This is a genomic window from Flavobacterium gelidilacus DSM 15343 (assembly GCF_000422685.1).
Classification (GTDB): domain Bacteria; phylum Bacteroidota; class Bacteroidia; order Flavobacteriales; family Flavobacteriaceae; genus Flavobacterium; species Flavobacterium gelidilacus.
In genome coordinates this window covers 370,700-384,755 of record NZ_KE383904.1, presented here as the reverse complement: position 1 = coordinate 384,755, position 14,056 = coordinate 370,700, and the positions used below count along the sequence as shown (strand labels likewise).

The 14,056-nt window shown below is 29.1% G+C and carries 13 protein-coding genes; 6 read left to right on the top strand and 7 right to left on the bottom strand.

Features of this window, described 5'->3' with window-relative positions:
- Positions 1-16 precede the first annotated feature (16 nt).
- The 3 genes from G507_RS0114390 (at position 17) to G507_RS0114375 (ending at position 3,692) form a co-directional block, all read left to right on the top strand.
- On the top strand, positions 17-1,432 hold the full coding sequence (locus tag G507_RS0114390; RefSeq protein WP_026718148.1) for a CCA tRNA nucleotidyltransferase: 1,416 nt from the start codon (positions 17-19) through the stop codon (positions 1,430-1,432).
- Positions 1,433-1,846: 414 nt separating this feature from the next.
- On the top strand, positions 1,847-2,866 hold the full coding sequence (locus G507_RS0114380; protein WP_026718146.1) for a COX15/CtaA family protein: 1,020 nt from the start codon (positions 1,847-1,849) through the stop codon (positions 2,864-2,866).
- 52 nt (positions 2,867-2,918) lie between these two features.
- A complete protein-coding gene (locus tag G507_RS0114375) occupies positions 2,919-3,692 on the top strand; it encodes a CDP-alcohol phosphatidyltransferase family protein (protein WP_026718145.1) in 774 nt (257 codons plus the stop codon).
- 94 nt (positions 3,693-3,786) lie between these two features.
- On the opposite strand, the gene G507_RS0114370 is transcribed toward G507_RS0114375, so the two are convergent.
- From G507_RS0114370 to G507_RS0114340, 7 genes are all read right to left on the bottom strand, one after another.
- Positions 3,787-4,542, bottom strand: coding sequence for a LytR/AlgR family response regulator transcription factor (locus G507_RS0114370; RefSeq protein WP_026718144.1), 756 nt, complete (start codon positions 4,540-4,542; stop codon positions 3,787-3,789).
- 20 nt (positions 4,543-4,562) lie between these two features.
- Complete coding sequence (locus G507_RS0114365; protein WP_026718143.1) at positions 4,563-6,077, bottom strand: ArnT family glycosyltransferase; 1,515 nt, start codon at positions 6,075-6,077, stop codon at positions 4,563-4,565.
- Between the two features lie 60 nt (positions 6,078-6,137).
- Positions 6,138-6,506: a 2TM domain-containing protein gene (locus G507_RS0114360; protein WP_026718142.1), complete on the bottom strand. Its 369-nt coding sequence runs from the start codon at positions 6,504-6,506 to the stop codon at positions 6,138-6,140.
- Position 6,507: 1 nt separating this feature from the next.
- Positions 6,508-6,810, bottom strand: a complete 303-nt coding sequence (locus tag G507_RS0114355; protein WP_157496617.1) for a 2TM domain-containing protein — start codon at positions 6,808-6,810, stop codon at positions 6,508-6,510.
- Between the two features lie 2 nt (positions 6,811-6,812).
- A complete protein-coding gene (locus G507_RS0114350) occupies positions 6,813-8,153 on the bottom strand; it encodes a 2TM domain-containing protein (RefSeq protein WP_035666305.1) in 1,341 nt (446 codons plus the stop codon).
- Positions 8,154-8,170: 17 nt separating this feature from the next.
- Positions 8,171-8,791, bottom strand: coding sequence for a hypothetical protein (locus G507_RS0114345; RefSeq protein ID WP_026718139.1), 621 nt, complete (start codon positions 8,789-8,791; stop codon positions 8,171-8,173).
- A gap of 397 nt (positions 8,792-9,188) precedes the next feature.
- Positions 9,189-11,342 carry a TonB-dependent receptor gene (locus tag G507_RS0114340; protein ID WP_026718138.1) on the bottom strand — a complete coding sequence of 718 codons (2,154 nt, stop codon included), beginning with the start codon at positions 11,340-11,342 and terminating at the stop codon, positions 9,189-9,191.
- Positions 11,343-11,491: 149 nt separating this feature from the next.
- Here G507_RS0114340 and G507_RS0114335 point away from each other — a divergent pair, with 149 nt between their 5' ends.
- The 3 genes from G507_RS0114335 to G507_RS0114325 all read left to right on the top strand — a co-directional run bounded on the left by G507_RS0114335 (position 11,492) and on the right by G507_RS0114325 (position 14,054).
- On the top strand, positions 11,492-12,454 hold the full coding sequence (locus G507_RS0114335) for a lipid A deacylase LpxR family protein (RefSeq protein WP_026718137.1): 963 nt from the start codon (positions 11,492-11,494) through the stop codon (positions 12,452-12,454).
- A gap of 74 nt (positions 12,455-12,528) precedes the next feature.
- The gene (locus G507_RS0114330; RefSeq protein ID WP_026718136.1) at positions 12,529-13,443 is read left to right on the top strand and encodes a glutaminase; all 915 of its coding nucleotides are present in this window, start codon (positions 12,529-12,531) and stop codon (positions 13,441-13,443) included.
- Positions 13,444-13,526: 83 nt separating this feature from the next.
- Positions 13,527-14,054 (top strand): IS1096 element passenger TnpR family protein, encoded by a 528-nt coding sequence (locus G507_RS0114325; RefSeq protein ID WP_026718135.1) that lies wholly within the window; start codon positions 13,527-13,529, stop codon positions 14,052-14,054.
- Positions 14,055-14,056: the final 2 nt, after the last annotated feature.

Sequence of the window (14,056 nt, the reverse complement as noted above, 5' to 3'; positions counted from 1 at the left end):
TTTGAGGTCAAAAAAAATGAATTACACAAAAGCACTAAATAACCCAATATTCAAAATCATTGCAAAGGCAAGTCAAGAACTTAATGTTGAAACTTATGTTATTGGCGGTTTTGTTCGTGATTTCCTCTTAAATAGGCCTTTAAAGAAAGACATTGACATTGTAGCTGTAGGAAGTGGAATTGATTTAGCGCTGAAAGTTTCAGCTCTTCTTCCCAACAAACCAAAAGTCCAAGTTTTTAAAAACTACGGAACAGCAATGCTCCGCTACAAAGACACAGATATTGAATTTGTTGGTGCACGAAAAGAAAGTTATCAAACAGAAAGTCGAAACCCTAAAGTTGAAATTGGAACGCTACAAGATGATCAAGAAAGACGAGATTTTACTATAAATGCACTAGCCTTTTCTTTAAATGAAGAAAATTATGGCGATTTAATTGATCCTTTCAATGGCGTAACAGATTTAGAGTCAAAAACTATAAAAACACCTTTAAATCCTGATATTACTTATTCGGATGATCCTTTGCGAATGATGCGTGCCATTCGTTTTGCAACTCAATTAAATTTTGAAATTGAAACAGCATCTTTAGAAGCAATTATTAGAAATAAAGAGCGAATTTCAATCATTTCTGGGGAACGAATTGTAGATGAATTAAACAAAATACTTTCTACAGACAAACCTTCAACAGGATTTTTATTACTATATAAAACTGGCCTTTTAGACATCATTTTACCTGAATTAACAGCTTTAAATAATGTAGAAGAAATTGAAGGTCATACCCACAAAAATAATTTTTATCACACATTAGAAGTTGTAGATAATATTTGTCCAAACACAGATGATGTTTGGTTGCGTTGGGCTGCATTATTACACGATATTGGAAAAGCTCCAACTAAAAAATTTAGTAAAAAGAATGGTTGGACATTTCACGGTCATGAATTTTTAGGTGGAAAAATGGTCAAGAAAATCTTTCTTAGATTACACATGCCTCAAAATCAAAAAATGAAATTTGTTCAAAAAATGGTAATAATGAGTTCGCGTCCTGTAGTACTATCTCAAGAAATTGTAACTGATTCTGCCGTTAGACGTTTGGTTTTTGATGCTGGTGAAGATGTAGAAAATTTAATGACACTTTGTGAAGCTGATATAACTACCAAAAATCCTCATAAATTCAAGAAATATCATAACAATTTCAATATAGTTAGACAAAAAATTGTAGAGGTCGAAGAACGAGATCATGTTAGACAATTTCAACCACCTATTTCTGGTGAGCAAATAATGGAAATATTTAACCTAAAACCTTCAAGAGAAATTGGCACCCTAAAAGAAGCCGTTAAAGAAGCCATTTTAGAAGGAGAAATACCAAATGAATATGAAGCTGCTTATCAATTTGTATTGCAAAAAGCCGAAAAAATGGGTTTACAAAAAGTTTAACTTTTGTTTCTTTAATTTACAATAGACTTAAAGTAATTTTGTTAAAATATTAAACAATGGATAGTTTTGGTATATTTTTTACTATTTGCATAGTTCTAGAAATTATTATTTTAAACGTAATTTTTGTTAAAAAAATAAGGAATAAAAACCTTAAAGTTAAGAAATTAAGACTTCTTTACTTTATGATTTCTCTAGTTTCATTCATATTTGTTTTTATAATTGTAAATTTAGCTTATGAGTTTCTTCAAAGTTATTTTTTGATTAACATAGGCCAATCAGAAATAACTAGTAGAATTATAATTATTAATTTAATACTAATACTATTTCCACTGTTACAGCTTCTAATAGCTAAACTTTTTATAAATTTAATTGATAAAAAGAATAAAATTAACGAAATTACACTAATAGGTCAAAATGAAGAATAATAAATCAGTCATAATATGGCTACTTTCAGGATGTGTGTTACTATTTATCATGGTAATGGTTGGAGGAATAACTCGTCTAACAAATTCTGGTTTATCGATGACGGATTGGCATTTAGTAACCGATACTTTTCCACCTTTGAGTGAAGAAAAATGGGTTGATGCTTTTGAAGAATACAAGAAATTTCCTGAATACCAAAAAATAAATATTCACAACGACTTTACACTTTCTGATTATAAATTCATCTATTTTTGGGAATGGTTTCACCGTTTTATAGGACGAATTATTGGTATCGTTTTCATAATTCCTTTCGTTTATTTTTTAATTAAAAAGAAATTAGACAAAGAAACAATTAAGAAATGTATCGTTCTACTTGGAATGGGTGCTTTTCAAGGCTTTTTAGGTTGGTTTATGGTAAGAAGTGGATTAATCGATAATCCAGATGTGAGTCACTTTAGATTGGCCTTACATTTAACCTTTGCATTTATTACTTTTGCTTATACGCTTTGGGTTGCTTTAGATTTAATCTATCCTGAAAAAAATGACATCTATAAATCGTTGAGAACTATTGCAAGAATTGCTTTAGTTGCTCTTATTATTCAAATTATTTATGGTGGATTTGTTGCTGGTCTAAATGCTGGTTTAATTCATAATCATTGGCCTTTAATGAGCGATGGACAATTTATTCACGAAAGTGTATTTATTGAACAATCCTCATTATTTAAAAATTTGGTTGAAGGGAAAAGTGGTGTTCAATTTGTGCACAGAACATTTGCTTATGTCGTAGTTGCTTTAATTGCATTCTTATACTACAAAAGCAGAAAAATCAACCTAAACAAAACTCAAAGCAGAGGTTTAAAAATCCTATTGTTCTTTGTGTTTTTACAATTTATTCTTGGTGTTTTTACCTTAATTTTTCACGTTCCAATGTGGTTAGGCTTAACACATCAATTGATGGCTTTCTTACTTTTATCTGCTATGACATTTGTCTTACACCGTTTATCAAAATAAAATAGTATATTTACTACCTGACTATATTGTCACATTTCTTTGATTATTATACATGTCAAAACTTGCCGAAAAAGATAAATTTTTAGATTTATCAGACTATGGAAGAACCTTTGGAAAAGCCTTTGCTTTACAATTAAAAAATACCAAATTCACTCCAATTCATGTAACTTTACTTTTCGGAATTTCCGGATTAATTGCCATATTTTGCATCTTAAATCACTACTATTTCGCAGCTGGTTTCTTCATAATTTTAAAGTCAATTATTGATGCTGCAGATGGTGAATTAGCCCGTATAAAAAACACACCATCTTACACCGGAAGATACCTCGACAGTGTATTCGATATTATCTTAAATTTTATGTTTTTTATGGCAATTTGTTTTGTCTCAAATACCTCTTTATGGTATACTATTTTGGCTTTTTTTGGCATACAATTACAAGGCACTTTATACAATTATTACTACGTGATTTTGAGAAACAAATCGGTTGGTGGTGATGCAACAAGTAAGATTTTCGAATACAAATCACCAAAAGCTTTACCTAGTGAAAGTCAGAAATCAGTTGATATTTTGTTTAAAATTTACACTATAGTTTATGGAGTTTTTGACAAAATTATTCACTTTTTAGACAAGGATGCTTATAAGGTAAAAACGTTTCCAAATTGGTTTATGACTTCATTATCTGTTTTTGGATTGGGATTTCAGTTGTTGATAATTGCGGTAATGTTACCTCTAAATTTAATCGAATTTATAGTTCCTTTTTTCATTTTCTTTACGCTATTAATTTTTATGTTTATTGGAATAAGAAAACGCTTTATTAAGGCTTAAAATCACTATAGACAAATCCTATAGCAGTAATTTAATAATTTGATTATCATGAATTTAAAATAAATTACATAAACAACTAATTCAATATATAATTTTACCCAATCCAAGTCTTAAAATCAGAAACTTTTTCTCTAGAAACCACAACTTCTTCGTCTTTATAAGAAGGTAAAATCACTTTTAATCGAGAATTAGAATACACTTGAATTTCCTTAATTGCTTTCAAAGGAATGATGAATTTTCGACTGACACGATAAAAGTCTTTTGGGTTTAGCTCCACTTCTATTTGTTCTAAAGTTGTATCTAAAAGATAATTTCGGTTTTCAAAAGTATGTAAATAAGTTCCTTTATTTTCACTGTAAAAACATTCGACCTCATCAATTGAAATCACTTTTAGTTGTTGTCCTATTTTTACCGAAAATCTGCTTTTGTATTCTTTAGTTTCATTTCCTAAAATCATCTTTTTAATCATGTCAAAATCCAAGTTTGAAACCGTGTTTTTTTGGACTTGATTTTTAAATTTATTTATGGCGATTTCCAAGTCAACATCATCAATTGGTTTTAGCAAATAATCTATGCTATTTAGCTTAAAAGCACGCAACGCATATTCGTCATAAGCAGTAGTAAAAATGACTGCACTTTTGATGTCAATTTGCTCAAAAATTTCAAACGATAATCCATCCGAAAGTTGAATGTCTAAAAAGATCAAATCAGGATGATTATTGTTTTGAAACCATTCCACAGATTCTTCCACAGAATGCAAAAGTGTGTGAACTTCCAATCCTAATTTTTCGACTTTTCGTTGCAACAATCTTGCTGCTGGTTTTTCGTCTTCGATTATTATTATTTTCATCTTTCTAGTTTTAATATCTATTATTCAAATATTCTATTTTTAAAAAGCTCTTTCATTTTTTCAAAATCTTGTTTCGGTTTTTTACAAACATAAATCTTTTGAAAAAGCTCTTCTTCAGTATCTGCATATGGGTTATAAATTGTTCTTACTTGCTGAATTTCGTCAAAATAAGGATTAAAAAAATCACCAACATTATAACTTAAAACAATTGTTGTTTCAGACATTTTTCCTTTGGGTAACCAACTATAAAAACTCCCATGTAAAGAAAAGGCATTTGGTAAATCATAATCCGAATCAAATAAATTAACTGCTCCAGCTTGACTGTAGTGTTTTCCCCAAATTAGACAACTTTCTTTCTCGTTTGATGGTAAGCTATCATAAACAAACTTAATTTCATCTAAAGTTGATTTCCATTTATTTTTACTATAGTATTCATCATACTTTACAACTTCATTTCCTCCAATAGTTTCTTTTTTCTCAAATGGATAAATCTTTTTTAAATACCTGTCAAAAGAATACACAGGCATTCCAAATGGAATTAAAAAGATACCAGAAAATAAAACTAATGTTAATGGATAAATTGTCCATTTTCTTGTTTCACCAGTGAATTTTTCCCAAAAAACACCTCCAAAAGGTAAAATTATTAAAACGATTGGATAAAAGTAATAGGATTTTCCATTCGTTAAAAATAAAAACAAAAAAGAAAAGAAAATGAATAATCCAATTGGTCTATTGGTTACTTTGTTTTTAGTAAATAAATATATTATTGCCGGAATAGTTATTAATAAAGTAAGTGGATTTATAGCTATTATAAGATTTTGGAAATTTTGAATACGTGAAACACTGTCTAATTGTTTTTCATAAAGTCTTCCAAACATCTGTAAAACAGGAAAATCATTTACAACTTGCCAAATTATATTAGGTACTATAAAAATAAAAGAAATCAATATTATTTGCCAAAATTTGTGTTTTATAAGTGCATGTCTTGTATTCTTAAATAAAAACAAAGATGATAATCCAACTATAAAGAAAACACTATCATATTTAGTCAAAAGCCCTAAAACAGTAAAAAGAGCTAAGTACAACAAATTCTTCTTATCTAATTTTTGACTGAATTTAACTAATTGATAAAAACCTAAAACCCAAAACAACTGACTAAAAATAACTGGTTGAAATAATTGTTGAGAACGACCAAAACTTGGTGCAATTATGATGCATAATAAAGCTAAAAAAACAGCTTTTTCTTTACCTCCTAAAACTATAGTAATTTTCGCAAGATATATGAGAATAAGTATAGCTGCAATATGTGAAAAAAGATGATTTACAAAAACTGAATTAGAATGAAATAGATTTTGAATAGAGGCTAATATTGCTATAAATGGTGGAAATTCCATATAGCCAAATGCTAGATGTTTTCCTGTTTCTATATGTAATAATTCATCTGCTTGAAATCCAGAATGTGAATCAGCAATTAAATGTAAAGCTAACTTGATTAAACAAAAAACAAGTATAATTAGTTTTATCCTTTTTGTCATTAAAAATTGATTTTTGACTATTTTAAACTGCTTACTAAATACTGAACACTGCCTACTGATTTATTCCCAATTGCGTTTCTTTTCATCTTCCATGTATTGTTGAATTTTTCGTTCTTCCCAATTGCTACCTAAAATCATTCCAGGTAGGAAAACGGATAATCCATGAGCTAATAATCCGATTCCCCAGAAAAATAGCGTTATGAAGTTTTGCCAATGAAAATAACTTTCACCTTCTCCTAAATCTTGAATATTAATAACAACTATCATTAAGTTCACAACCACATAAACTAAAGCGTGCGTATAAAAACCTTTAATTCGTTTTACCCTTTTTAAAGCTTCATAATATTTAGCATCTTCTGGACTTGTTGGAATATAATTCTTAAATTCATTTTTATCCATTCTTCTTTGTCTTCTACTTGCTATACTCATCTTATTGAAGTTTATTTTTATTAGCCTTTTCTTCTTCCATAAATTGTTTAATCTTATTATTCTCCCAATCTTTATTGAAAAATGGGAAAAAATTAAACACTCGCATCGCATGAAAAAATACACCAATTCCCCAACCTAATAACGTCCAAATAAACCACAAAACTTCTGGTGTATATTTTAGATTGATGTATATTATCACAATCATTACTAGTAAATAACTTAATAAATGACTATAAAAACCTTTTAATTCTTGTACCTGTTTTTTAGCTTTTTGATAGCGTTCAAAATCATTGTTCGTTTCCATAATTAGTTCCATTTTGATTCTTCTTTATTTCCTTTTTGTAATATCTCCTGAATTTTCTTTTCTTCCCAAGACTTTCCATATCCAAAAGTTTCAAAAGCATGAAAGGTTAATCCTAATCCCCAACCTAACATTGGAAACCAAAACCATTGAAAACTTGATGTGCTTAAATTAATCACTATAAGAATTGGAATAACACAGCAATAAGAAATTAAATTGCCATAGAACCCTTTTAACTTTTCTACTCTATCTTTAGCTCTATCGTAAGCTGTTTGTTCGTTGTAATTGTATGTTGTTTCCATAACTGATATTTGTTTAGTTAAAATTGGAAGTTTTATTCTAAAATAAGCATCCGTATCTTCTACTAATACATTTCTCTTAGTTAGAATTGCGTAGCGACTTACAATATTTTGAAGTCCAACTCCTCTTCTATCTTGCAATACTTCCTTTTTTTGCTTGTTATTTTCTACTATTAATTCGTTGTTTTTTATACTTATTTTGATGTGTAATGGCTTCTTCTCGCTTACAATATTATGTTTAATACAGTTTTCTAATAATAACTGTAAGGATAACGGAACCACTTTAGCATCTTCATCATTAAAATTCTCTGGAACTTCATACGTAATACTATCTTCAAAACGCATTTTTAATAAGTTCATATAGGTTTTTGCGAAAGCTAATTCTTCAGCCACTGTAACCAATTCTTTGTCTTTTTGTTCCAAAACATACCTGTAAATTTTAGACAATGAAGTGGTGAACTTTTGAGCATTTTCTGGATTTTCTTCAATCAGTGAACTCAAAACATTTAAACTGTTGAATAAAAAATGTGGATCAATTTGGCTTTTTAAACTTTCAAATTTGGCTGAAGCTGTTCCTGCAATGATTTTTTGTTCTTTTACTTTGTTCTCTTGAAAAGCTCTATAAAAATAAATTAAATGAATAATCAATAATACCACAAAAGTAAAAACAGATGCCATCACATAATTTGAAGCCTTTTCATACTTTAAAAAATCTGATAAACGCTCTCCTTCAACTACAACGTTTCCAAATATTCTCAATAAAAAAATAATAAATAAGGACAAAAAGAATGAAGAAATAAAACCTACTAAAATTCTTTTACTTGAAAATCTCTCATTTATAAAATACTTATCTAAGGCAATAAATAAATAAGTATTTGCTAGATGTAATGAAAAACTATAAAGTAATGTGTAAAAAAATGTAATCAATAATTCTTCATTAAATGAAATTTTTTGACCATTTAGAACATTAATCAATATTATGATACAAAAAATGGAAAAACCAATTAGTAATGCTCTTGGAAATTCTTTTATATATCTACTTTTCATTTTGATTTTTTTTAATATTATTTACATTCTGCCGAAACTTCTTTAGCTCTATCTAAACCCCAATTTGGATGAAAAGGTGTTGCTGGCTTAAAATTCTCAAACAAAGGTATCGATTTTGCAATTTGTTCGCACATTGGCGTTGTATCTTGTCCAAAATATCTGGCTGAACCCATTTCAAATTCGGCTTTCAAAAACATTACTCTTGGGTTTTCTGATGCTAATTTTTCTGCTTTAGCATAAACTCCATTTGCCATTCCTGAATATTTCATTCCGTTTGTCATTGGGTCAGAAACAATCCAACCTGAGTAGATTAATCCTTGAACCACTAACAATTCAGCATTTTGACTATCTTTCTTTAATTCAATATCTAAAGCATTTTGAGCTTTATTTAACAATGATTTAAGCTCTTCTTTGTCTTGTGTTTGAAAAGAGGCTAAAGCATTAATAAGTGCTACATAATAGTTTGGTAGCCATTCTTTCGATTCTGCAGAAGCAATGCGTTCAAATGTAGCTGAAGCTTCTGTGTTTTTTCCTTCTGACCAAAGTTGCATTCCTTTTGCCATGCCTGTTTCATAATTTGTTTGTGCTGAAACGAATCCACAAACTAAAACTGCGATAAATGTGATAATTTTTGTCATGATATTAAAATTTAAAGTTAGTATTTCTTTTTTGATAGTACAAAGTTGCCTTATAAAATTCAGGTTTTAAAAATGTTATTACTGAACTGTTGATTATCTATGATGAATTGTAGTTTATAGTATATCAAAAAATATTTATTAGGTTTGAATATTTAAATAAGCTTCAAAAACCCCAAAAATTACGTTTAGAACCCCAAAATTGGCGTTATATAACCCCAAATTTGACGTAAACAATCCCAAATTTGACGTTTAGAACTCCAAATATGACAATATACAAGGCCAAATATGACGTAAACAACCCCAAATTTGACGTCTAGCACACCAAAAATGACGCATAAAGCCTTAAATTTAATGAGCACAGTAATTAAACTTTAAATTGTTACCCTTAATTTCAATCTTATAAATTGTCTAAATTATTAGTCTTTTTATTATCACTAATTGTCCAAAAGAAACCAACAAAAATAAATCTATTGGCGGGTTGTGTAATAGCTTGACGTTGAAATTGTCCGTTTAAATCTGGTGAATTGGCATAATTATATCCAAAAACATTATTTGTTCCTATGGCATTTGAAACTGAAAGGAATAGTATTTTTTGTTGTGATAAAAGATAAGCCCAGCTAAAACTTAAATTATTGTAAGATTGAGTTTTTCCATTCATGAATTCTGAACTATTTGGATTGTCAAAAGGTCTTCCTGAATTGTATGAATATGTTCCACTGATTTGTGATTTTAATTTTTCAACCCAATATTTTGTGACTAATGAAAAATTATGTTTTGCAATAAAACTTGGGGTTACGTTAGTTTCATAATTTTTATAATCTCTTTTTGAATCAATAAACGAATACGAAATCCAATACTCTAAATTTTTAATGGATCTATTATCTCTCCAAAATAGATCAATTCCTTTTGCAAAACCGTAACCATTGTTGTTGTAATTGCTATTAAATTCTGCTGATGAAGTATTGTATTTTACCAAATCATTATAATCTTTGTAATACCCTTCAGCTCTGAACATTTTGCCTTCTTTATTGTACATATAATTCAGAATATAATGTGATGTGTTTTCGTAATTCAAATTAGAAGTATATTTCAAATAACTTTGATTTGGTGTTTGGTTAAAAGTTCCATAAGCTAAAGAAACTTGGTTGTTTTCAGCAATTTTATAAGCCATTGAAATTCTTGGTTCAACTACAAAGTCATTTACAATAGAAGCATTTGAACCTCTTAATCCAACATTCATAGCCAGTTTTTTAGAAAAGAAGATTTCGGTTTCAGCAAACAAAGCTCCTAAATTATTATCATATCCGGAAAGAAAACTATTGGCTTGATTTTCTTTAAAAGATTCATCAAAATTGGTATGAAAATAATCTCCTCCAAAATTCAGTTTTATTCTATTGGTCAAAAACTGTGTGAACTTTAATTTGTAATGTAAACTTCTCTCGTTATTATCAACTTTATCATTAGCAATATCGATTTTGTTTTGACTGTAACCATAACTTAATCCTGTTTGTAACTTTGTGTTTTCAGCAATATAACCCGCAAAAGAAGAATTTAAATAAAAGTTACTATTAGTCATATCAACTCGAATTTTATCTTCAAAATTGATGTCTTTTTGATTGATATCGAAATTAGTTTTATCAAAAGCTGCATATACTTTTAACAATCCTTTTTTAATTTTAGTTCTAAAAATACTTTCTCCTGAAAATACTTCAACAGGTTTATTCCAATCTAAATTTTGAGGAATTATCGCTTGATAAGGAGCTAAATTTATGTAACTCGTGTTAAAAGTTATCGAACTCTTTTCCCATTTCTTTGTTTTTCCCAAACCAGCACCAACTGTCATTATTGAAATATCGGTTTGATCTTGTAGAGGTTCATCAATAGTATTCAATAAAAGCACACTTGAAAGGGCATCACCATATTCAGCACTATAACCACCCGTTGAAAATGTAATTCCATCAAACAAAAACGGAGAAAATCGTCCTCGTGTTGGCACATTATTTGCTGTTGCGCCATAAGGTTGTGCTACTCTAATTCCATCTACATAAGTTTGCGTTTCATTTGATTCTCCGCCACGAACAAACAAACGACCACTTTCTCCAACAGTTTGTGTTCCTGGTAAGGTTTCTAATGCTCCTATTATATTTCCTACAGAACCAGCTGTTGTGACAATATCTAAAGGCTTTAAAGCCGTAACCTTACTATTATCTCCAGCTTTAAATGTTCCTGCTGAAACTACAACGGCGTCTAACGTATTCAAATCGTCCTTTAAGTTGAATGTTTTAGGTTGATAGTTCTCAACTTCAATTTTCACTATGAGAGTTTCAAAAGAAATAAAACTGATTTGTAAAATTTGATTTCCAGAGGAAGTAGTTTTAAATGAAAATTCTCCGTTTTCATCTGTAATTGTTCCATCATAAGTTCCTTTTAAAAACACATTAGCTGCTATAATTGGATTCTTTTGCTCATCAATGACTTTTCCCTTCAAAGTGGTTTGAGAGTAACTTAAAAGAGTAATTAATGTGATTAATAAAGTTAAAATAGTTTTCATCTTTTTAATATTAGTTAGTTTGATGAAGCAAAATTGTAGTAAAATCAAACCAATTAAAATTAACATATTCTGAACTGTTAATTTTTTTGGATGAATTGTAATTTCTAACTTTTTAAAACTGAAATCTTGTTATTATCGTAAATGAAAGTATGAGAAAAACCACACTACAAATTCTGTTACTATTCATAATGCCAAATTATATATTTTCACAAAAGATAAATAATATGGCTTCTTTTAGAGATATTAAAAGTGATACTTATTTTAGGTTTAACTACGATAATGATTACTTTACTTCTTCTGATAAAAATTACACACAAGGATATAATTTTGAATTAGTTTCCCCATTTCTTGGAAAGAATCCTGTGAATGGATTATTCTATATTCCTGAGAATACTGAAAACAAATTCGGATTATCTATCGAACATATTGGTTTTACTCCAAATTCTTATAAAAGTCCAGAAATTCAATATGGTGATAGACCTTTCGCTGCAGCAATTATGCTAAAAAGTTTTGTGATTTCGACCAATATTGAAAAGAAATATAGAGGTTATTCTTCCTTTAATTTAGGAATAATTGGTCCAGGTGCATTTGGAAAAGAAATGCAAGTCGCGATTCATGAAGCAACTGGAAACACAATTCCGCAAGGATGGAAAAACCAAATTAAAAACGACATTGTTCTTAATTATGAAGTCGGTTTAGAAAAACAACTCTATCGTTTCAAGAACTTACTTTCTATACAATCTGATGCAAATTTGAAAGTCGGAACACTTTTTACTAATGCTTCATTAGGTTTAAGTGCTACAATCGGAATTATAAATTCACCTTTCACATCAAATGAGGATAAAAATGGATTTCAATTGTATTTTTACACACAACCAGTAATTAATGTAATTGGCTATGATGCAACACTTCAAGGTGGTTTGTTTAACAGAAAAAGTCCTTACACTATTTCTAATTCTTCAATGGAACGTTTTACAGCTCAACACAATTATGGATTAGTTTTAAAAACAAGAACTTTGTATTTTGAATATTCACGTTCTGCCATAACAAGAGAATTTGACTCTGGAAATTCAGCAAAATGGGGCGGAATTAAAATTGGATTTACCTTTTAACCAAGAACGCTAAATAAAAGTCCGTTTTTCCCAATTGTAAACTATTGATTAGTATTTTTACCAAAATATTACTCATGGATTACCAAAAAATACTAAACGACATATATAACGAAGTCATTCAATTAGAGAACAATGGTTCTATTGCTGAATATATTCCTGAATTAGCTAAAGTTGATGCTTCTAAATTCGGAATTTCATTAATTGATAACCAACAAAACATTTATAATGTAGGAAATGCAACTGAAAATTTTTCGATTCAAAGTATCACAAAAGTTTTTACAACAGCTTTAATTTTTTCTGAAATTGGTAATGATTTATGGAAAAGAGTCAATTTTGAACCTTCTGGAAATGCATTTAATTCCTTAGTTCAGTTAGAATATGAAAACGGAATTCCAAGAAATCCTTTTATAAATGCTGGTGCTTTAGTTATTGCTGATTTAATGTTAGAACATTTTGAAGATCCAAAAACGTATTTTTTAGATTTTGTAAGAACATTGGCGAATTCAAAGTCAATAAATTATAATTTAGAGGTTGTAAATTCTGAAAAAGAAACTGGTTTTAGAAATGCGGCTTTGGTAAATTACATCAAATCTTATGGAAATATTAAAAACAATCCAGAAGATGTTTTAGATTTTTATTACCATCAATGTGCTTTAGCTATGAGTTGTGAAGAATTAGCTAAAAGCTTTCAAGTCTTTTCAAATAATGGAATAAATCCATATAATAACGAGCGTTTACTTACTTCAAGTCAATGCAAAAGAATGAATGCCTTGATGCAAATGTGTGGTTTTTATGATCAAGCTGGAGAGTTTACTTTTAAAGTAGGCTTACCCGGAAAAAGTGGTGTTGGTGGAGGCGTTGCTGCTGTTTTTCCAAACAATTATACCGTTGCCGTTTGGAGTCCAAAACTGAATAAAAAAGGAAATTCGGTTTATGGTTTAGAAACTTTAGAGCGATTAACTACAATCACTGAAGCCTCAATATTTTAGAAAATCTTATTAACAAAAGTACATTTGACAAAAGTAGTTTCTTAAATAATACTTACTTTTGCCATTCATAAAATTTCAAACAAATGATTTACAAATTTAGAGCTATATTAGACACTAAAGAGGATATTTTTAGAGATATTGCAATAGAAAAAACAAACACTTTAGAAGATTTACACAACGCAATTGTTAACGCTTTTGGCTTTGATGGAACCGAAATGGCTTCCTTTTATATGTGTGATGATGAATGGAATCAAGAATTTGAAATTCCTTTATTTGACACAGGTGATGATTCTGATGACGTTCGACCTATGAATGAGTTTATCCTTGAAGATAATTTAGACAAACATCACACAAAAATTATTTACGTTTATGATTTTCTAAACATGTGGACTTTCTACGTTGAATTAGCCGTAATTGAAGTTGAAAAACAAGAAGGATTGGTTTATCCAGCCTTATTATTTTCACAAGGTGAAGTGCCTTTAGAAGCTGACGATAAATTATTTGAAGCTGAAGGTGGTTTAGATCAAGAGGATTATGACGAAGATGATTTAGACATGTTCGAAGGTGATGATAGCTTTGAAGATTTTGGTTTTGAAGAAAATTGGAATTAAAA